The 19,214-nt window shown below is 48.5% G+C and carries 18 protein-coding genes; 10 read left to right on the top strand and 8 right to left on the bottom strand.

Features of this window, described 5'->3' with window-relative positions; genetic code table 11:
• The 3 genes from KDK16_RS06515 to KDK16_RS06505 form a co-directional block, all read left to right on the top strand.
• Positions 1–167 (top strand): DNA-directed RNA polymerase subunit alpha C-terminal domain-containing protein (locus KDK16_RS06515; protein ID WP_306670752.1); only part of this gene is annotated, 167 nt, incomplete at its 5' end.
• Positions 168–240: 73 nt separating this feature from the next.
• Positions 241–627: a 50S ribosomal protein L17 gene (rplQ, locus tag KDK16_RS06510; protein WP_257254925.1), complete on the top strand. Its 387-nt coding sequence runs from the start codon at positions 241–243 to the stop codon at positions 625–627.
• Between the two features lie 177 nt (positions 628–804).
• On the top strand, positions 805–2,103 hold the full coding sequence (locus KDK16_RS06505) for an amino acid permease (RefSeq protein WP_257254926.1): 1,299 nt from the start codon (positions 805–807) through the stop codon (positions 2,101–2,103).
• A gap of 242 nt (positions 2,104–2,345) precedes the next feature.
• Here KDK16_RS06505 and KDK16_RS06500 read toward each other — a convergent pair whose 3' ends face one another.
• Both KDK16_RS06500 and uvrA read right to left on the bottom strand, forming a co-directional pair.
• Positions 2,346–2,759: a polymer-forming cytoskeletal protein gene (locus KDK16_RS06500; protein ID WP_257275237.1), complete on the bottom strand. Its 414-nt coding sequence runs from the start codon at positions 2,757–2,759 to the stop codon at positions 2,346–2,348.
• A 264-nt stretch (positions 2,760–3,023) separates the two neighbouring features.
• On the bottom strand, positions 3,024–5,846 hold the full coding sequence (gene uvrA / locus KDK16_RS06495) for an excinuclease ABC subunit UvrA (RefSeq protein WP_257254928.1): 2,823 nt from the start codon (positions 5,844–5,846) through the stop codon (positions 3,024–3,026).
• 254 nt (positions 5,847–6,100) lie between these two features.
• Between uvrA and KDK16_RS06490 the strand changes: the two genes are divergently transcribed.
• Entirely contained in the window at positions 6,101–6,823 is a 723-nt protein-coding gene (locus KDK16_RS06490; RefSeq protein WP_257254929.1) for a riboflavin synthase subunit alpha, read from the top strand.
• Positions 6,824–6,878: 55 nt separating this feature from the next.
• Here the strand turns inward: KDK16_RS06490 and KDK16_RS06485 are convergent, their stop codons facing one another.
• The 4 genes from KDK16_RS06485 to KDK16_RS06470 form a co-directional block, all read right to left on the bottom strand.
• Positions 6,879–7,745, bottom strand: a complete 867-nt coding sequence (locus KDK16_RS06485) for an amino acid ABC transporter ATP-binding protein (protein ID WP_306670751.1) — start codon at positions 7,743–7,745, stop codon at positions 6,879–6,881.
• A complete protein-coding gene (locus tag KDK16_RS06480; protein WP_257255066.1) occupies positions 7,738–8,403 on the bottom strand; it encodes an amino acid ABC transporter permease in 666 nt (221 codons plus the stop codon). Before KDK16_RS06480 ends, KDK16_RS06485 begins: the two co-directional genes overlap by 8 nt.
• Positions 8,404–8,418: 15 nt before the next feature.
• Positions 8,419–9,060, bottom strand: a complete 642-nt coding sequence (locus KDK16_RS06475; protein WP_257255065.1) for an amino acid ABC transporter permease — start codon at positions 9,058–9,060, stop codon at positions 8,419–8,421.
• Positions 9,061–9,168: 108 nt separating this feature from the next.
• Positions 9,169–10,032, bottom strand: a complete 864-nt coding sequence (locus tag KDK16_RS06470) for a transporter substrate-binding domain-containing protein (RefSeq protein ID WP_257255064.1) — start codon at positions 10,030–10,032, stop codon at positions 9,169–9,171.
• A 165-nt stretch (positions 10,033–10,197) separates the two neighbouring features.
• Here KDK16_RS06470 and KDK16_RS06465 point away from each other — a divergent pair, with 165 nt between their 5' ends.
• A complete protein-coding gene (locus KDK16_RS06465; protein WP_257255063.1) occupies positions 10,198–11,718 on the top strand; it encodes a PLP-dependent aminotransferase family protein in 1,521 nt (506 codons plus the stop codon).
• Between the two features lie 63 nt (positions 11,719–11,781).
• Here the strand turns inward: KDK16_RS06465 and KDK16_RS06460 are convergent, their stop codons facing one another.
• Complete coding sequence (locus KDK16_RS06460; RefSeq protein ID WP_257275234.1) at positions 11,782–13,095, bottom strand: aspartate aminotransferase family protein; 1,314 nt, start codon at positions 13,093–13,095, stop codon at positions 11,782–11,784.
• 205 nt (positions 13,096–13,300) lie between these two features.
• Here KDK16_RS06460 and KDK16_RS06455 point away from each other — a divergent pair, with 205 nt between their 5' ends.
• Positions 13,301–14,017 (top strand): sulfite exporter TauE/SafE family protein, encoded by a 717-nt coding sequence (locus tag KDK16_RS06455; RefSeq protein WP_257275232.1) that lies wholly within the window; start codon positions 13,301–13,303, stop codon positions 14,015–14,017.
• A 13-nt stretch (positions 14,018–14,030) separates the two neighbouring features.
• Positions 14,031–14,798, top strand: a complete 768-nt coding sequence (locus KDK16_RS06450) for an SDR family NAD(P)-dependent oxidoreductase (protein ID WP_257255060.1) — start codon at positions 14,031–14,033, stop codon at positions 14,796–14,798.
• Here the strand turns inward: KDK16_RS06450 and KDK16_RS06445 are convergent.
• The gene (locus tag KDK16_RS06445) at positions 14,785–15,810 is read right to left on the bottom strand and encodes a hypothetical protein (RefSeq protein WP_257255059.1); all 1,026 of its coding nucleotides are present in this window, start codon (positions 15,808–15,810) and stop codon (positions 14,785–14,787) included. The two genes, KDK16_RS06450 and KDK16_RS06445, sit on opposite strands and share 14 nt — an antisense overlap.
• 240 nt (positions 15,811–16,050) lie before the next feature.
• On the opposite strand from KDK16_RS06445, the gene KDK16_RS06440 reads away from it, so the two are divergent.
• The 3 genes from KDK16_RS06440 to KDK16_RS06430 all read left to right on the top strand — a co-directional run bounded on the left by KDK16_RS06440 (position 16,051) and on the right by KDK16_RS06430 (position 18,850).
• Positions 16,051–17,391 carry an MFS transporter gene (locus KDK16_RS06440; RefSeq protein WP_257275230.1) on the top strand — a complete coding sequence of 447 codons (1,341 nt, stop codon included), beginning with the start codon at positions 16,051–16,053 and terminating at the stop codon, positions 17,389–17,391.
• 91 nt (positions 17,392–17,482) lie between these two features.
• Complete coding sequence (gene ssb / locus KDK16_RS06435; protein WP_306670750.1) at positions 17,483–18,100, top strand: single-stranded DNA-binding protein; 618 nt, start codon at positions 17,483–17,485, stop codon at positions 18,098–18,100.
• 165 nt (positions 18,101–18,265) lie between these two features.
• On the top strand, positions 18,266–18,850 hold the full coding sequence (locus KDK16_RS06430; protein WP_257255057.1) for a 5-formyltetrahydrofolate cyclo-ligase: 585 nt from the start codon (positions 18,266–18,268) through the stop codon (positions 18,848–18,850).
• The last annotated feature ends 364 nt before the right edge of the window (positions 18,851–19,214 follow it).

The raw sequence follows: 19,214 nt of genomic DNA, 5'->3' as shown, positions 1-19,214 counted from the left end.
ACCTGATTCAGCGCACGGGGGTTGAACTGCTCAAGACCCCGAACCTGGGTAAGAAGTCCCTGACCGAGATCAAGGACGTTCTGGCCTCCCGTGGTCTGAGCCTGGGTATGCGTCTCGACAACTGGCCACCGGCCAGCCTGAAGGGCGACGACAAGATTTCTGCTTAAGCAGCCATTGGCTTTTTCACTCACTCCAACAGAGTGGGTGCAGGGCAGATGGTAGAATGAGGAAGTTTGTGCCATGCGTCATCGTAAGAGTGGCCGCAAGCTCAACCGGAACAGTTCACATCGCAAGGCGATGTTCAAGAACATGACTGCTTCCCTGGTAGAGCATGAAGTAATCAAAACGACACTGCCGAAAGCTAAAGAGCTGCGCCGTGTTGCTGAACCGCTGATCACCCTGGCCAAGGAAGACAGCGTAGCCAACCGTCGTCTGGCGTTTGATCGTCTCCGTAACAAAGAGACTGTTGGTAAGCTGTTCTCCGAACTGGGCCCTCGTTTCAAAGAGCGCCCGGGCGGTTATATCCGTATCCTGAAGTGCGGATTCCGTAAGGGTGACAATGCGCCTATGGCTATTGTTGAGTTGCTGGATCGTCCAGTGGCTGAAGCGGAAGCTACTGAAGAGTAAGTTTTACTCTTTCAAAGAAAAACCGGACCTTGTGTCCGGTTTTTTTTGAAACTTGAAACTCAGTCAGGCAAGTGAAGCCTTTCCTGAATTGACCCAGCTGACAATGACAGGGGAACTCGAACCGTCTTTCCACTGTCTATACTGCATAAGCATTGCTGTTCTGCTGTTCGAGGGTCTATGTCAAATCAGGGTGTTGAAGTCAAACGTTCTATCGGAAAATACTCCAAATCAGAATGGACTGCCAGGGATACAGGCTGGATGTTCAGTCACGTAGGTACAGGTATTGGTGCAGGGCTTCTTTACCTTCCCATAGCGGCAGGCAGTGGTGGTATATGGCCTCTTCTGTTCATGGCTCTGGTCAGTGGCCCCATGATATTTCTTACCCATAGAGGGTTAACCCGATTCTTTTTGTCTTCCCGAAAACCTGATAGTGATATCAGCAGTGTTGTAAGAGAGAGATTTGGCAATAAAGTCGGCCAGTGGTTGATGCTGATCTGCTTTTTGTCGATGTTTCCTGTTTTACTGCTCTACACGATTGGCATTTCAAACGTTACCGAGAGCTTTCTGATCAATCAGCTTGAATGGGCGGGTGAAGTAAACAGACCTTTGCTCGTGTTTTTGCTGGTCGTTGGCATGATTTCCCTTTTTTGTGGTTCAGAGCAGAAGCTTTTGACACTTATCAGCAGTCTGGTGTTTCCTCTGGCACTCACATTGTTGTGTATAGGTTTGTATTTGATCCCTCAGTGGCGAATGGATTTTCTCCGACAGGAAGTACCTATGACGGACATCGTAACAACCTTTCTTCTGACTTTGCCTGTGCTGGTGTTTTCTTTCTATCATGCACCTGTTTGTTCATCCTTTGCTCAATCATACCGGCGTCAAATCCCTGAGCTTCACCAGTGCATCGCCAAGACCGACCAGATTCACTTCAAAAGTTCTCTGCTTTTACTGCTTATTACATTATTTTTTGTACTTTCATGTATATTGGCTCTGACGCCAGAACAGATAGAGCTTGCGAAAGCTCAAAATCTCCCGACTCTCTCCATCCTGGCTAATCAACCTGGCAACTTTATTTTCTCGAGTCTGGCACCTGTTATCGCCTTTGTGGCGATTTTAACCTCTTTCTTTGGTTTCTTTCTTGGCACTATTGAAGTCATTGATAGCTTGTTCAGTGTGGGGTTAGAGAAGCTCAGGCCCAGTGAGTTGACGCTTCCTTCTGGCAGCTCCAGGGGCTTGAGTCTTTTTCTGGTAGCCCTGGGATGCTGGATTGCCGGCGTCGGTGACTGGAGTATTCTGTTGATCATGGATGCCATAGTGGCTCCCATGATGGCGATTATCCTTTTCTTTGTTCCGGTCGTAGGGCTTTATAAGTCCAATGTACTCAGACGGTACCGAAACCCCGGGAACGATTTTTTGGTGGTGATTTTTGGTGTAATTGTGCTGGCAGGGTTTCTGGTTTCACAGATAATAAAATAAAAAGCCAGACCCTTATCGAATCTGGCTTTTTATGGTCTGGTTACATCAAGGTGTTATGATTTTTATTCTTGGTTCCATGTATTATTTTTTATTGTGAAATTGTTCTTATTGTCTATTTGCTCTCACTCCTGTGGTTTGTACTATAAGTATTTACGCCTATCCAGGAATTGATCTGGATCAATGTTTTGCTTTTTGAGTAAGTGTATTTCCATAAAAATGGCCTCGAGTTTCCTCTCAGAGGATCAGGTAGACTCGAGTTGCTTGATCTTGGCTTCTTCCTCCTCCTCAGAGGTATTGAGCAACAGTTCTCCGCTTTTGTGCATACGCTCCATCTTGCCATTGATGGCAGCCCCGGCCGCGATTTCCATCACATCGTAATATACGTTGCCTTCTACATGGGCATCGGCTGAAAGCTCCAGCTTGTCAGTGGCGAAAACGTCGCCAGTGACACGACCATTGATGACTATATGGGCAGCAGTCATATTGCCTTCTACACGGCTGCCGGCGATCAGCTGCAGTTTGCCATCATTGGAACTGACATTGCCCTTGATTTTACCTTCAACATGAACGGTGCCACGGAAACGGATATCGCCTTCAACTTCAGTGCCTGCAGCAATCAGCGTGATAGTGTCATCATTTCTGGTGCTGCTGATCAAACTGTTTTCTGAGCTGTTCTTGCCCCACATAGTGGACTCCTTAAAGTGCTTAAGCCGAGATACCTAGAGCGAAAGAAAAAGTGGTATGCGTCCTGTTGACTGAATACAGTGGGTCAGACCCCTTTCTCAAGGTGCAATTTCAAGGGAAGAATCATCCTCCATTGAGCTGTCAGCTTCAATGCATAAAAGCAACTAATGAGCGCCCTGGCACTGGCTGTATAGGGTGGGCTCTGTTTGCATCTCAGAGCCGGGTTATGGATCAGTTTACTTTAGCATCGGCTTCAGGAAGCGGCCGGTATGGGAGGCTGTGCTTTCGGCCACCACTTCAGGTGGACCCCCGGCAATGATTTGGCCCCCGCCGTCACCTCCCTCGGGTCCCAGATCAACGATCCAGTCTGCTGTTTTGATCACATCCAGATTGTGCTCAATCACTACCACGGTATTACCGCGATCTCGTAGCCTGTGCAGAACTGCCAGTAGCTGTTCAATATCGTGGAAGTGCAGCCCTGTGGTGGGTTCATCAAGAATATAAAGGGTTTTTCCGGTATCCCGCTTGGAAAGTTCCTTAGCCAGCTTCACCCGTTGTGCCTCACCTCCGGAGAGCGTGGTAGCGTTCTGCCCCAGATGGATATACGACAGACCAACATCCATAAGGGTTTGCAGTTTGCGTTTAACGGCAGGAATGGGTTCAAAGTATTCCAGAGCTTCTTCGACGGTCATCTCCAGGACTTCATGAATATTCTTGCCCTTGTATTTAACGTCCAGGGTTTCACGGTTGTATCGTTTGCCCTTGCAGACGTCACAGGGTACGTAAATATCCGGCAGAAAATGCATCTCTACCTTAATGACACCGTCGCCCTGACAGGCTTCACATCGACCACCCTTAACGTTAAAGCTGAAACGACCGGGTTTATAGCCACGGGAGCGGGCTTCCTGGGTTCCGGCAAACAGTTCACGAATGGCGGTAAAAATGCCTGTGTAGGTTGCAGGATTGGATCTTGGCGTGCGACCAATAGGGCTTTGATCAATATCAATGCATTTGTCGAAGTGATTCAGGCCGCTGATCTTCTTGTGTTTTGATGCTGTTAAAGTGGTGGCACTATTCAGGACTTGGGCAGCAATAGGGTACAAGGTATTGTTGATGAGGGTAGACTTTCCTGAACCGGAAACGCCGGTGACACAGGTCATCAGCCCCACCGGGATTTCCAGTGTGACATTCTTCAGGTTATTGCCGGAGCAGCCCGTGAGTTTAATCCGCTTATTTTTATCCGCTCTTGTACGTTTTTCAGGAATCGCAATGGCTTTCGTGCCATTCAGGTACTGGCCGGTGACTGACTTTTCATGATCCATAATTTGGGCAGGCGTGCCTTGGGCAATAATTTCACCGCCATGAACCCCGGCACCCGGACCGATATCGATAACGTGGTCGGCAGTTCGAATAGCGTCTTCGTCATGTTCTACGACAATCACCGTATTGCCCAGATCGCGAAGACGGGTCAGTGTATTCAAAAGGCGTTCGTTATCCCGCTGGTGCAATCCAATACTCGGCTCGTCCAGAATATACATAACACCCACCAGACCAGCACCAATCTGACTGGCCAGTCGAATCCGCTGGGCTTCACCCCCGGACAGGGTATCCGCACTTCGATCAAGTGTCAGGTAGTTAAGGCCCACATTCACCAGGAAGCTTAGACGATCGCAGATCTCTTTCAGGATTTTTTCAGCAATCTCCCCTTTCTGACCGGGCAAACTAAGTTGTTCGAAATATGCAAGTGCACGTTCTACCGGGAGTCTCACCAAATCGGGCAGTGTTTCATCTTCGATAAAGACATGTCTTGATTCCTGGCGAAGACGAGTGCCTTTACAACCTGGACAGTGCTGTGTGCTGAGGTACTTGGAAAGCTCTTCACGCACAGACTGGGATTCTGTCTCCCGGAAGCGGCGTTCAAAGTTGGGGATGATGCCTTCAAAGCGATGGCGCTTTTTGTAAACATCGCCCCGATCGTTGACGTAACTAAAATCAATCTGCTCTTCGCCGGAGCCATGAAGAATAATGGTCTGTTGTTCCGCAGTAAGATCATCAAAAGCGGTATCAATGTCAAAGCCGAAGTGAGCAGCCAGCGACTTCAACAGGTGAAAGTAATAGACGCTGCGGCGATCCCAGCCACGAATAGCGCCTTCTGCCAGGGTTAACTCCGGGTGCTGGACAATACGATCTTCATCAAAAAACTGCTTGACCCCCAGCCCATCACAACTGGGGCAGGCTCCCGCCGGGTTGTTGAACGAGAACATGCGAGGCTCCAGTTCATTGATGCTATAGCCACAGGACGGGCAGGCAAAGCGGGCAGAATAAACAATGTCATGCTGCTCACCGTCCATAAAGCTGACCGCTGCAAGCCCGTCGGTGAGCTCCAGAGCTGTTTCAAAAGATTCTGCCAGACGCAACTGCAGGTCTTCTCTCACCTTGAAGCGATCAACCACTACTTCAATGGTGTGTTTTTTCTTCTTGTCCAGCTCGGGTGGATTGTCGAGGTCGGTGACAATGCCATCAATCCGGGCGCGAATAAAACCCTGGGCCCTCAGTTCACTGAAAACATGGAGGTGTTCACCTTTTCGATCCCTGACTACGGGGGCCAGCAGCATCAGTTTAGTACCCTCTGGCAACGCCAGTACCTGGTCCACCATCTGGCTGACAGTCTGGGCTTCCAGCGGTAAGTGATGCTCAGGGCATCGGGGTGTGCCGGTTCTGGCAAACAATAAACGCAGGTAGTCGTATATTTCAGTGATGGTGCCAACGGTTGAGCGTGGGTTATGACTGGTGGACTTTTGTTCAATGGAGATGGCGGGTGACAAACCTTCAATGTGGTCGACATCCGGCTTTTCCATCATCGAGAGAAACTGGCGTGCATAGGCTGACAGCGATTCCACATAGCGGCGCTGACCCTCGGCGTAAAGGGTATCGAAGGCCAGTGACGACTTTCCTGATCCGGACAGACCGGTAATGACAATCAGGCTGTCCCGGGGCATATCCAGATCGATGTTCTTCAGGTTATGGGTTCTTGCACCCCGTACGGTGATCGTGTCCAAAGCCAGTCCCTCAGTACCATCTGTCAGGCAAAGGAGCAATTATATAGACTTTGCTTCCGCAAACCCATGTTAATAGCTGTCCGACAGCAAGCTGGAGAGAATTAAAGTACTTTAAGCAGTAGTCGTGTAATATTTTTGGTGCAGACATTGGATTACAGTATTTATTGAACGCCCTAAGAAATACTGTCGAAGATCCTGCTAACAGTCCTATACGTATACCCTGCTGGTGAATCAAAAGTGATGGAGCTAATAGAATGTTTACAGGCATTGTTCAAGGTACGGCAAAGATTGACCGTGTGGATGATCACGATAGTATCAGAACCTTTGACATTGAGTTTCCAGAAAACTTTTGTCAGGGGTTGAATATAGGAGCCAGTGTTGCGGTTGACGGTGTTTGCCTGACGGTAACAGACATTGTCAGCCCGACTCGGGCCAGATTTGATGTCATTTTACAAAGCTTGCAGGTAACGACATTAGGGGGTTATGTCAGTGGCCAGAGCGTGAATGTTGAACGCGCAGCCATCGACGGAGCAGAAATTGGCGGACACCCTTTATCCGGACACATCGACTTCCGGGCCCAAATTCTTGCACTAGAAGAAATCGAGGGCAACTGTCGGGTGCGGTTTGTCTACGACCATGAGTGGGGACAATACATTTTCCCTAAGGGGTATATAGCGATTAATGGTTGCAGCTTAACTTTATCTGATGTCGACAAGAAGAACGATTGTTTTGAAGTCTGGTTGATTCCCGAGACCCGAAGAGTCACAACATTTAGTGATAAAAAAGCAGGTGATTGGGCCAACATTGAAATTGAGCGAGGCACGCAGGTGATCGTCGACACCATTAGAGACACGCTCGAAAAGCAACTGGGTGCTCTTTATCCTCTGCTGGAAGCACTTATGGAAGAAAAAAATATTAACTTAGCAGAGTCGCTGACCAGCAGTTTTGCGTTGCCTGAAAAGAAAAACACTCAGTAAAACGGCTAAAAGCCCTGCAATCCAGAGCTTTATGTTTCCAGTTTTGATTTTGAAGTCAGGCACCATCCAGCTTCAAAAACTGTCTTACCCGAGGTGAATCCGGATGAGTGAAGAACTTTTCTGGTGGGCATTTTTCAATCAGGATGCCTTTTTCCAGGAACACCACCTGGCTTGAGACGTTTCTGGCAAACTCCATTTCGTGTGTTACCACCACCATGGTGTAACCCTCTTTTGATAAGGACTGCATTACGGTCAGAACCTCATCAACCAGTTCAGGGTCAAGGGCTGAGGTGGGTTCATCAAACAGTAACACCTCTGGCTCCATAGCCAGGGCGCGGGCGATAGCGACCCTCTGTTTTTGACCGCCCGATAACATGCTTGGGTAGCTGTCGAGTTTATGAGACATACCAACCTTTTCTAATTGCGCTCTGGCAATCTTTTCCGCCTCAACTTTTGGCATCTTCTTAACGTGCAACAGGGCTTCCATTACATTCCTGAGCACAGTGAGATGGGGCCAGAGGTTGAAGCTTTGAAATACCATGCCGATACGCTCGCGAATCTTGGCGAGCTCTTTGTATTTTAGTGGTTTTCTGGTAGCAGGATTGATACCAATACGTTCATCACCTAAATGGATGCTGCCCCGTTCTGGTTGTTCAAGCCAGTTCATACAACGGAGCAAAGTGGACTTACCTGAGCCGGAAGAGCCCAGGATACTGACAACGTCTCCCTTTTTGATCGTGAGATTAATGTCTCTGAGCACCTCGATTCCGTCAAACTGTTTGGATAGGTTCACCACCTTGACAATATCCTGGGCATTCGATTCTGATTTTGGATATTGGACAGGCAGTTCTACAACAGGTGCCGTTTCTTGAACGGTTTTCGGGGTTTCAACTGGCCCGGTGTGAATCTTTTCATTAAGCATGGCTTAGCCCTCTATCCTGAACTTTATTAAGTGTGATTTTGCTGACCTGTTCAATGGCGATACTGATAATCCAATACAGAGCGATAGCCACAATAAATGCGTTAAGCGGGATGAAGTAGGTTGATTGAATACTGTTAGCTGCCGCTGTGATCTCGCCGACAGTAATAATGCATAGAAAGGCAGTGTCTTTCAGGCAGATGATCAGCTGATTGGCAATGAGCGGCAAGGATCTCAACAACACATTGGGTATGATGATGCGGGTAAAGGTCTTGAACCTGGAGAAGCCACAAGCCTGGGCCGCTTCCATCTGGCCTGAGTCTAATCCCTTGCGAATGCCTCTGAAAATCTCACAAAAATAGGTGCCATGATAAAGGCTCAGGGAGATCAGGCCCGCGGTAAAGGCATCCATGCGGATACCGGCCTGGGGTAAACCATAGTACAACAGGTAAGCCAGAATCAGGAAGGGCAGGGTGCGCATCATGTTGATGACCAGAATCACGCTACCTTTAACACCTTTCGAGCCATTTTCGAGAGTGTAGAGCAGGGTCACACCCAGAATGAAACTTGCGATTGACCCGGCAAAAAATAGTGCAAAGGTATTACCAAAACCCGAGATAAAGATCTCTCTTTGCTGCCAGATTATTTCCCATTCAGTCATAACTACTCCTTATTGTCAGCCAGCCAGATAGTTAGCCTTTCTCTCGGCCATCTGTTGTAATTTGATCAGCACGCCTATGATGCACATGTAAAGAATGCCAGCGCAGAGGATAGGAAGGAGAGGTTCATAAGTGACTGCTGCGATTCGGTTGGTAACGCGAGTCAGGTCAACCACGCCAATGACGGCAATCGCCGGGCTGCCTTTGATCAGGAAAGACATCTCGTTGACCAGTGCGGGCAGGCTCATGACCACCATTTGAGGGAACATGATGCGTCTGAAGTAGGTCATTCGTCGCATACCCAGGGCTTCGGCAGCCTCTTTCTGTCCGCTAGAGAAGTTGAGGAATGCATTTCTCCAGATCTCGGCATTAAATGCCGAAGTATTCAGTGTTAAACACAGGATGGCCGAGAAGTGTTTATCGAGATTGATGCCAAACGATGGGAAAGAGAGGAAGATGAACAAGGCTAATGTGACCAGTGGTGTGGCTCTGGCCCAACTGACATAGACACCTAATATCTGATCGATAATCGGTAATTTTGCCATTCGAATGAGCGCTATCACGAGTCCGATAACCACTCCGAGTGCGATGGATACCATTGATATCCATGCAGTGGTCCATGCTCCCTGAAGCAATTGCATCCATCCGTAGTAATCCATATACACCTACCTGTCTGCAGTAGTATTAACGTTGTTTTTTAGGTAAGACCAGGCTCCCGGGAGTAGTCGTATTTGAGTCCTGGCCGTCACTGAACTATGACGAGTGGTTTATTGTACTGCAGTCAATTTTTGATACTGTTCAACGGAGACGATGGCGTTGGCTGGCAGTTCATCAAAGGATTCACCGAACCATTTCTCTTGCAATTCAGCCATGCGACCAGTCTCTTTCAGGTGTGCAAAGAAGTCGGTCAGGTAGGCCAGCAGTTCAGGACTGTCTTTCGGGACAGGCCAACTGACAAAGCCAGGGCCGGATACAGCTTCACCTTTCTTGAATACCCCGGGCTTGGTTTTTACCAGCTCATTTATATTCACGATACTGTTAATCACGTAATCGATGCGACCATTAGCCAGATCGGCGTAGGCTTCAGGGTAGGATTGATATTCAACCACTTTACCCAGTTTCTTGCCTTGTGCTTCAAGCATGGTTTTTAACTCAGGAAGTCTTTCCAACAGGGCACTGCCTGCCTGTAAGCCAACTCTTTTCCCATCCAGATCCGCGATGGTATTGATGCTGTCGTCTTTTGCGCGGGCAACGAAATAGTGCTGTGCGGAGGCGATGGGTGGAGTGAAATCGAATACTTTCAGACGAGCGTCAGTGATGATGGCACCCGTGAGGGCAAGGTCATACTGACCTGCCGAAACGGATGCCAGAAGGCCTGTCCAGGGCAGAATCTCTTGTTTTACTTTGAAGTCAGAGTAGTCGCGAAGTTCATCCAGAAGATCTTTATTGATTCCGGTCGGCTTGCCTTTATCGATAAAGTTGAACGGAGAATAGTTATCCTCTGTCGCTACCTTTATCCCCTTGCTGGCGAAAGATGGCGACTCATCGGCAACAATCACACTGGACATGCCTAAAGACATCGTTGCTGCGGCAACGGCTACCCATTTTCTAAGTTTTATTCCATGTCTCATAATTTGTTACTTGCTGTGATTTGTGAACGCCTTCACTTTAGAGATGAGAAAGATGAATGGGTTAGAGCCAATTTACCGGGCTGATTGGGACAGCTGGTAGAAAATAAAGTTAATACGACTAATTTAGTATATTGGCTTGCTTCTTGCTGGAGTCAATCGAATGCAATGAATAAAAATATCCAAAAGGTTTACTCCATGGGGATAAATTACAGCTGTTTCATTGAGTTTGATTCGAAGAGAAGTTTGCAGGAGCAGGTAAGAGAGTACCTGGTTAAGGCAATACTTGAAGGTGTCTTCTCTGCTGATGAGGCGCTACCTTCCTGCCGCAAGCTTTCAAGTCAATTGAAGGTCTCACGCAATACCGTGTCACTGGTCTATGAAGGCTTATCAGACGACGGTTATCTTATAAGTAAGCCAAGAAGTGGTTATTATCTGTCGGAAAAATACTCCTCCAGACTTGAAGAGGTGGAACAAGAGTTGAACCATTTTGAGGCAGATAACCCCGCTAATGCAGCAAACTGGAGCCGACGACTCAAGGTTTCTACTGACGCTTTCCCTCGTATAGTGAAACCCTCACACTGGAGCTGTTATCAATATCCTTTTATTTATGGGCAACCGAGCATTAATGATTTCCCTCTGGCGCAATGGCGGGAATCTACTCGTAAGGTGATTGCGGACCCGAAAGATCATAGTTGGCTGTGTGACAAAGTCGATAAGGATGTGGAGCTATTGGTAGAGCAGATCCGGACCCGGGTACTTCCTCAGCGAGGCATTCACGCCAAGAGCGATGAGATTCTAATTACGGTTGGCTCGCAGAACGCCCTGTATTTGCTGTCCAAGATGTTGATGGATAAACACACTCGAGTAGGGGTGGAAAACCCTGGTTATAAAGAAGCTAACAATATTTTTAGTTTGGCCCGGGCTCAGCTTCATCCGCACACCGTCGATCAGGACGGACTGGTGCTGAACGAACTGTCATCCATCTGTGATTATTTCTATGTTACACCGAGTCATCAGGCTCCAACGGGGGTGACTATGAGTAAACAACGCCGGTGTGACCTTTTACATTTAGCGCAAAAAAACGACGCCATCATTATTGAGGATGATTACGACTCAGACAGCAACTCTGAGTGGGACCCCTTACCTGCACTGAAAGCATTGGATAAGAACAACCGTGTTGTCTACGTCAGTAGTTTTTCCAAGACATTGGCACCCGGGCTTCGCCTCGGTTATATCGTTGCCCCGGAAGAGTTGATCTATGAGTTGCGCACACTGCGTCGCTTAATGTATCGCCACCCGCCCAGCCGGGTGCAAATGGAAATGGCGCACTTTATTTCACAGGGCTACTACGACAGCTTCCTGCGGCGCTTCAAAGACAACACCCGCCAACGCTGGCACGAGATTAATCAAGCGGTTGAGCACTATCTTCCGGATTGTAAGCGACTGGCCATGGGCAATTATTGCAATGCCTTGTGGTTAGAAACACCCAACCAAATAAGCAGTCAACGACTGGCGTCCAGAGCTTCTCAACGCGGGGTTCTGATAGAGACAGGATATTCACATTTTATGGGGCAGCAACAAGCCAACCCCGAAATCAATACTTTTTTCAGACTCGGCTTTCATGCCATTGATAAAGCGCTTATTACCCCAGGGGTTGAACAACTGGCAAGAGCTCTGGAGGGCTAACATTTTCGATCTTTGGAGGCACCAACGCCAGGACAACTGCCCTGGCGTCTTTATTACTAATGTTTAATCAAAATCCGAGAGTACCTGGCTAATAATGGCTACACCCTGAGCAATCTCATTGGGTTTAACAATAAGAGGTGGTGCTACGTGAATACGGTTGTTCACTATAAAAGAAAGAAGGCCCTTGTCGGTTAGTTTGGCTTTAAGGGAAGCCATTTTCTCATTACTTAAAGGCTCTCGTGTTGTTCTGTCCTCGACCAGCTCCAGGGCCCAGAACATGCCCTTGCCGCGAATGTCTCCTATGCTATTGTGCTTTTCCATCAGATCGATCAGTGCGGGTCCCAGAACCGTGTTTCCTACCTCATCGGCGTAGCGAACAATGCCTTCTTCTTCCATCGCATCCAGGGTTGCGACAATAGCAGACATTGCCAGTGGATGGCCCGAATAAGTGAGGCCGCCCATAAAGAAGTTGCTCTTGAAATACTCCGAGATCGGCTCGCTTACGACAACGCCGCCAGCAGGGACATAGCCTGAGTTAACCCCTTTAGCGAAGGTGACCAGATCCGGGATAACGTTAAAGTGCTCAAAGGCAAACCAACGGCCAGTGCGACCGAATCCAACCATTACTTCGTCGAAGATCAGCTGTATACCATGTTCGGTGGCCAGGTCTCTAACCCCTTTCAAGTAGCCTTCCGGTGGCAGCAGGAAACCGGCTGTGCCGGGGATTGTCTCCAGAAGAATAGCCGCAATGGAATCGGATCCTTCACATTCAATCACTCGTTTAAGGTGCTGCAGGGCTCGTTTACACTCTTCTTCCTGAGTCTTTGCGTTGAACTCAGTGCGGTAGAAATAAGGGTTAAAAAAGTGCACATGCCCGCGGCTGTATTCATTAGGTACGCGGCGAAAGTCGCCTGTGGCAGCGATAGCTGAGCCGGTATTGCCGTGGTATGAGCGGTAGGCAGAGAGCACCTTGTCACGACCGGTAAATTGTCTTGCCATGCGAATCGCATTTTCATTGGCATCAGCGCCTGCATTGGTAAAAAACACCTTGTTAAAATTACCGGGTGCTTTATCCAGTATGCGTTTGGCTGCTTCACCCCGGGCAAGGTTAGCTGTTGCTGGCGCTATGGTCACCAGGGACTCAGCCTGTGCCTTGATGGCATCAATAACTTTTGGGTGTTGGTGGCCAATATTGGTGTTGACTAACTGGCTACTAAAATCCAGATACTGCTTCCCTTCGAAGTCCCACAGGTTACATCCTTGTGCACCGGCAATAGCTATTGGTGCTGCTGAATCTTGTACAGACCAGGAATGGAATACGTGTTTATCCAAGTCTATGACGTGCTGATTTGATACATTTGTTTCAAATACATCCATTTTCATTCTCCTGCGGAGTATTGAGCCTTCGTTTGTGTTTTGCCGCTATCTTGGCGAGAAACATGAAAGAGGATGTAGGGACAGTTTAAAAAAAGCCTTGTGTCAGGGTACGGGGTGGCGCTACTGACTCAGACAATCTGAAAAACTGGCTCTATAGGATAGGCTCCGGGCTCATTACATTGATGGCATCAACTCGCAGTATGTAATGGAATGGATGATGGGCTTAGCAACGGTATTTGTTTTTTTTGCCGGATTAGTAAGGGGCTACAGTGGCTTTGGCTTTGCCATTATTGCTGCCTTGTGTCTAAGCCTTGTGTATTCCCCATTTGATGCAATTGCGATTGCTCTGACACTTGATCTGCTCAGTAGTCTCTGTCTGTTATCAGGAATCAGGACGCAGGTTAATCGACGTCTGCTGACCATGCTCACATTGGGCATGTTAGGTGCAATACCTGTTTCGCTTTTGTTTATCTCCGCCATCTCGGCAGATGAACTAAAGATGATGATTGCAGGTTTCTCATTGATTGCCGGTGCTTTGATCCTGTTTGATCTGCGGTTGACATGGCTTAACCATCGCTACGCCTTGCTCGCCGGTGCAGTGTCAGGGTTTGGGATGACCACGGCTTCAGCGGGTGGCCCGCCACTGGTGTTGTATCTCTTAAACCTATCGTTAAAGGCAAATGAAATAAGAGCTACGGCGATACTGTTTTTTATCTTGAGTTCGGCGGTATCTCTGCTGGGATTGCTCTTCGTCGATGCTGTCTCGGCCCAGTCTATTCAGTTCAGCTTGCTTCTCTTTCCCGTTGCCATGCTGGGCAGTCTGTTGGGAAAAAAATTGTTCGATTTATACCCGGGTTCATCACCTAAAAACACGGTAGCGCCCATTTTGATGATGTTGGCACTGCTCACAATTATGATTTAACAAGGAAATCATTATGAAGAAAGTTGCATTTATTACCGGCGCAACCTCCGGTTTTGGTAAAGCTGCCGCACAAAAATTCGCAAAAGAGGGGTGGTCGCTGGTTTTATCGGGACGTCGTTTAGAAAGGCTTTTGGATCTCAGAGAGACTCTGGGTGTTCCAGTGCATGTGATGCAACTGGATGTGCGGGATTCTGAAGCCGTGATTAAAGCAGTAGAGTCCTTGCCAGAAGAATTTTCAGAGGTTACAGCCCTGGTTAACAATGCAGGTCTGGCACTGGCGCCTCAGGGCGCCCCCGAGGTTGATCTTGATGACTGGCACACCATGATAGATACCAACGTTACCGGTTTGGTCAATGTCACACACGCACTCTTGCCTGCCTTAATCAGGACCGGGGCCGGTGCTACCATCATCAATGTGGGCTCAATAGCAGGTCAATGGCCTTATCCGGGAAGCCATGTTTATGGTGCCAGTAAGGCATTTGTTAAGCAATTCAGCTACAACCTGAGGTGCGATCTGCAGGGGACGGGGGTACGTGTTACTGATCTATCGCCAGGCATTGCAGAGACGGAATTCACACTGGTGCGCACCAAAGGAAACCAGGAGGCATCAGATAACTTATACCGTGGCACCACACCTCTGAGCTCCGAAGATATTGCCGGGCAAATGTTTTATATTGCAACTTTGCCGGAGCACATCAACATTAACCGTGTTGAGGTGATGCCAACACGTCAGGCCTGGTCTCCATTTGCTATCGACCGCGATGAGTTCAGTCACCAGTGATACTCCTCTCTCCCTTAACCTGAAGACGGGTACTTTCGTTTGTTTGTTCTTGATCAATAACGTGAATGGGCATAATCTCCCCGGCTGCTGCTGTTAATCTGACCGGCGCGGGCAGCGGTGGCCAGGGAGCGCCCAGCTTCCAGGCGTAAGCGATGTTAGCCTGGTTGACCGACAGGTGGGTTGCCAGGATGTACTCGGCGTGTCCGTCCTGATGCAGATGAGTAACGCCCTGTTTTGGCAGTTTAAAAACCAGTTCGCCATTAGAGTCCATCATGGGAGGGTTCATTCCGGCACTCCTTGGATAGTGATAACAGGTTTTAAAGTGCTCGTTGGGTTGGAAGCCGCTCATAGTTATGCTGAAGTAACTCATATCTTCTGTGGCGTCCTTTTTATGATCGTTATTCAGTGATACCTGATAGGTGGACAGGGTCAGAATTTTAGCTCGGTATACCAGTTCAGGAAGCACAACATTAAAGGCTTCTTTAAGATCAAAACCACTGACTTCATGGGGAAATACCATTCTGTTTCTGCTGAACCAGACGTGGCATTGTTTTTGGATATCACTTAAAAGAGCCCGATTCACGCCTTTGACTCGTGAGATGGGGTCACAGATAACTGCTTCGATTTGGGTATTCAGTTGCTTGCGGGTACCTTTTAATTCGAGTATTTTGCATTTCCGGTCTATCGCAGGAGCAAGCCTGATACCTACGGAGTGAAGGTTTTTTAACGCTGCCTCTTTTTTGTAGGTGATGACGGGTAATTGCAATGTGTGTTCCTGAGTATCAGCATCCTCTGTATTGCCTGAACGATTCCAGGACGAAATTTCGATATACAAGAGTAAAGCTCCCACAAAAAGCACTGTACCGGAAATAAATACGGAGCGGTCACAATCACGATGGCGGTGATAACGGTCATAATGGGCTTCTGACGACGTGGGAGTCACGAGTGTGGTGGCAAGCACTGCCACCATGAAAAGCCTCACATAAGTGGCGTATCGGACAGGATATGTCATGCTGATCAATCCTCTGTGTTTATTCCCTGGGGTAATTATGCGCCTGCCCCGGGATAGGCAAACTTCTTTTTCATGATTACTCTGGAAGGAATAAAAATAGCTGATTGGCCGGAAAGTGTTGGTATATGGAAGGTTTTTTTGGCGCAAGTCCAGCGGGCATAATGTCTTCCCACGGTGCCTTACTTCAACAGCTTTTCCTGATAATATAAGCCGCTTGCAATGTTATATAAGAAGTCAGGAATGTCTCCGCAGGAACTGAAATCAACGGTCTCACTGTCTTTGGTGTTTGTATTCAGGATGTTTGGCCTCTTTATGGTACTGCCTGTTCTGGTCCTTTATTCCGAAGACCTGCAAGGGGCCACCCCGGCTCTGGCCGGTTTTGCTATCGGTGCTTATGGATTAACCCAGGCAGCACTGCAAATCCCCTTTGGCTGGATGTCAGACCGGTTCGGGCGCAAGCCGGTGATTATAGCCGGTATGATGATCTTTATGCTGGGTAGTCTCGTCGCCGCTCAGGCGGACTCTATTTACGGAGTCATTTTTGGCCGGATTCTTCAAGGTTCTGGTGCGGTATCCGGAGCCGTCACGGCACTTCTGGCCGATTTGACCCGCGAGCAATACCGTACCCGGGCCATGGCGGTATTTGGTATCAGTATCGGATTCTCATTCTGCATCGCGATGCTATTAGGCCCTCTATTCGCCAGCTGGTGGGGGCTGGAGGGGTTGTTTGGCAGTAATGCTGTGATGGCGGGCTTAAGCATTCTAATTCTATTGTTTATGGTACCAACTCCAGTGGTGACCCGTACTGATCTGAACACCAAAGTCAGTATAAAAGACGTAGGCAATGTCGTAGGCAATCCGGAAATGCTCAGGTTGATGGCCGGTATCTTTACCCTGCATTTCACCCTGATGGCCCTGTTCGTGTTTTTGCCTCAAATGTTGGAAGATATCCTGGGGATGGCCCGGGAAAAACACGGTTGGATATACGTAGTGGCACTCTCGGTCTCCTTTGTCATGATCGTACCGGTGATTATTTTCAGTGAAGCCAAACGTCGCCTGAAACAGTGCTTTGTAGGTGCGGTCACTGTGTTGCTGGCAGCCATTGCCGGCATGTGGCGTGTCGAAAGTGTACTGCTGGGAATATTCCTGTTTTTTGCGGCATTTAATTTTCTGGAAGCTACACTACCTTCTCTGGTCAGTAAATTGTCGTCCGCAGGCACTCGGGGAACCTCTATGGGCGTATACTCAACCAGCCAGTTTCTGGGGGCGGCCCTGGGCGGCAGTCTTGGTGGGTTGGCGTTTCAGTACTGGGGTGCGACTGGTGTCATGATGGTTTGTGCAATCCCTACTGCACTCTGGTGGTTATTGTCTGTTACCATGAAACAACCTCCTTATGTCAGCAGTATGGTGATGGCCCTCGACTCGTCCATGAGCCTGGATGCCCGTGCCATTGGCAGGGAGCTGGCCATTATTCCCGGGGTTGAGGAAGTGACCGTCCTGGATAGTGAGAGAACCGCCTATCTGAAGGTGGACAGAAAAATAGTGGATATGGCCGCGCTGCGCCAATACGGTGAGTGTTGACATAAATGAATGAGAAAGCTACAACCAGAAACCTGTTTTTATTCCTGTTGGGAGTGAAAACGGTTTATGTTAAAAATTACTGGAGAAACTGATGGCACGTGGTGTTAATAAGGTCATTCTGATCGGCAACCTGGGCAATGATCCGGATGTCCGTTTTACCCCAAATGGCAGCGCTGTAGCTAACCTGAGCGTGGCGACCAGTGAGTCCTGGAAAGATCGTAACACCGGCCAGCCTCAGGAAAAAACCGAATGGCACAGGGTGGTCATTTTCGGAAAGCTGGCTGAAATTGCTCAGCAATACCTGCGCAAGGGTTCCAAGGTTTACATCGAAGGTAAGCTGCAAACCCGTAAGTGGCAGGACCAGTCCGGTCAGGATAAGTACACGACAGAGGTTGTTGTTGATGGCTTCAGTGGCCAGCTCCAAATGCTGGATAGCCGCCAGGACGGAATGGGGATGCCTGCCAGTGGTGGTGAGTTTCAGCCAAGGGCTACACAACAGCCAGCCTCTCAGCAGCCCGCACCGCAGCAATACAGTGCACCCCAACAGCCGATGCAACAGCAAGCGCCCGCAGCGGCACCACAGCAACAACATCAACCTCTACAACATCAGCCTCAACAGCGTCCTGCTCAACAGCAGCAGCCTCAGCAACAGCCTCAGGCTGCAACGGCTGGTGGCTTTGACGACTTTGATGATGATATTCCGTTCTAAGCAGGAACCGGGTATTGCAAAAGGCCGCTGAAATCAGCGGCCTTTTGATTATCTGGGGAAGAAATCGCCGATTTCTTAAAGACTTTGTCCATTTCTCTCATTGTTTATTCTCTTCCAGCAGTGGACAATATTAATCGAATAGAACAATGTCGGGTGTCATCTCAGATGGATCGAGCCAGCCTGCGCAAGCAGTTACGTAACAATCGTCAATCCCTGTCGGCTGAACAGCAGCTTGCTGCTGCAAGGAAACTATCCTCTGTCGTATGTAGCAGTGAGGTTTTTCGACACAGTCAGCATATCGCGCTGTATCTGGCTAATGATGGTGAAATTGATCCCGGATTTATTGCCCGGACGATCTGGGAGCAAGATAAATTCTGCTATCTTCCGGTTCTGGATCAGGAAGACCCTGACAAGATGTATTTCCAGCTCTACAGACCTAATACCCGAATGGTAGAGAACCGTTACGGAATTGCTGAACCGGAACTGGATCTTGAGAAAACCGTTAAGGCGGAAGCTCTGGATCTGGTACTCATGCCACTCACTGGTTTTGATGAAGAGGGCAATCGCCTCGGTATGGGAGCGGGTTATTACGACCGGACTTTTGCATTTCTGGGAAAACGCAGTAAACCGATACTGATAGGGTTAGCACATGAGTGTCAGAAAGTCAGTGCAATTCCTGTGGCAGACTGGGATATTCCCATGAAAGGTGTGGCAACAGAAAAACAGTTATACGGTGAAAAAAGTCAGTAAGCCAGTCCCTGGCTTACACTGTCAGCTTGTCAGATCAGGATCGAAGTCGCTGCTGTTGTTAATACAGCGATTGTAAACACCGCTAATAAAAGGCTGATTGCATCGGGTTTTGAGCCAACCATTTTCTTCAGAGCTCCACATTGTATTAATTATTATTGCAGTAGTCTCATGATCTAAAGCAGTCAGTCATGGGTTTACCATCACAAACTGCTCTTCTTGAGCTATAGCTATCGTTGCTTTTTTGTTAAACGTTGGAGAATTTCGCACAAAGAAGGGTTAACTGCAAGATGTTAAAAGTCAGTGGTCGTTTCTAGCAGCCTGTCGGACTTAAGGCTGTTCTACTGCGGTTGCAATAAATTGGTCT

The organism is Endozoicomonas sp. SESOKO4 (assembly GCF_024606275.1).
The sequence above is the reverse complement of the archived record's forward strand: the minus strand, read 5'-3'. Positions and strand labels throughout refer to the sequence as shown.

Bases quoted from the DNA above. Each gene is read 5' to 3' on its own strand.
- KDK16_RS06430 (WP_257255057.1), top strand. From the start codon at position 18,266: ATGGATCGAGCCAGCCTGCGCAAGCAGTTACGTAACAATCGTCAATCC.
- KDK16_RS06450 (WP_257255060.1), top strand. From the start codon at position 14,031: ATGAAGAAAGTTGCATTTATTACCGGCGCAACCTCCGGTTTTGGTAAA.
- KDK16_RS06445 (WP_257255059.1), bottom strand. From the start codon at position 15,810: ATGACATATCCTGTCCGATACGCCACTTATGTGAGGCTTTTCATGGTG.
- KDK16_RS06460 (WP_257275234.1), bottom strand. From the start codon at position 13,095: ATGGATGTATTTGAAACAAATGTATCAAATCAGCACGTCATAGACTTG.
- KDK16_RS06475 (WP_257255065.1), bottom strand. From the start codon at position 9,060: ATGGATTACTACGGATGGATGCAATTGCTTCAGGGAGCATGGACCACT.
- KDK16_RS06440 (WP_257275230.1), top strand. From the start codon at position 16,051: ATGTCTCCGCAGGAACTGAAATCAACGGTCTCACTGTCTTTGGTGTTT.
- KDK16_RS06480 (WP_257255066.1), bottom strand. From the start codon at position 8,403: ATGACTGAATGGGAAATAATCTGGCAGCAAAGAGAGATCTTTATCTCG.
- rplQ (WP_257254925.1), top strand. From the start codon at position 241: ATGCGTCATCGTAAGAGTGGCCGCAAGCTCAACCGGAACAGTTCACAT.
- KDK16_RS06505 (WP_257254926.1), top strand. From the start codon at position 805: ATGTCAAATCAGGGTGTTGAAGTCAAACGTTCTATCGGAAAATACTCC.
- KDK16_RS06465 (WP_257255063.1), top strand. From the start codon at position 10,198: ATGAATAAAAATATCCAAAAGGTTTACTCCATGGGGATAAATTACAGC.
- KDK16_RS06455 (WP_257275232.1), top strand. From the start codon at position 13,301: ATGGAATGGATGATGGGCTTAGCAACGGTATTTGTTTTTTTTGCCGGA.
- KDK16_RS06470 (WP_257255064.1), bottom strand. From the start codon at position 10,032: ATGAGACATGGAATAAAACTTAGAAAATGGGTAGCCGTTGCCGCAGCA.
- KDK16_RS06485 (WP_306670751.1), bottom strand. From the start codon at position 7,745: ATGCTTAATGAAAAGATTCACACCGGGCCAGTTGAAACCCCGAAAACC.
- ssb (WP_306670750.1), top strand. From the start codon at position 17,483: ATGGCACGTGGTGTTAATAAGGTCATTCTGATCGGCAACCTGGGCAAT.
- KDK16_RS06490 (WP_257254929.1), top strand. From the start codon at position 6,101: ATGTTTACAGGCATTGTTCAAGGTACGGCAAAGATTGACCGTGTGGAT.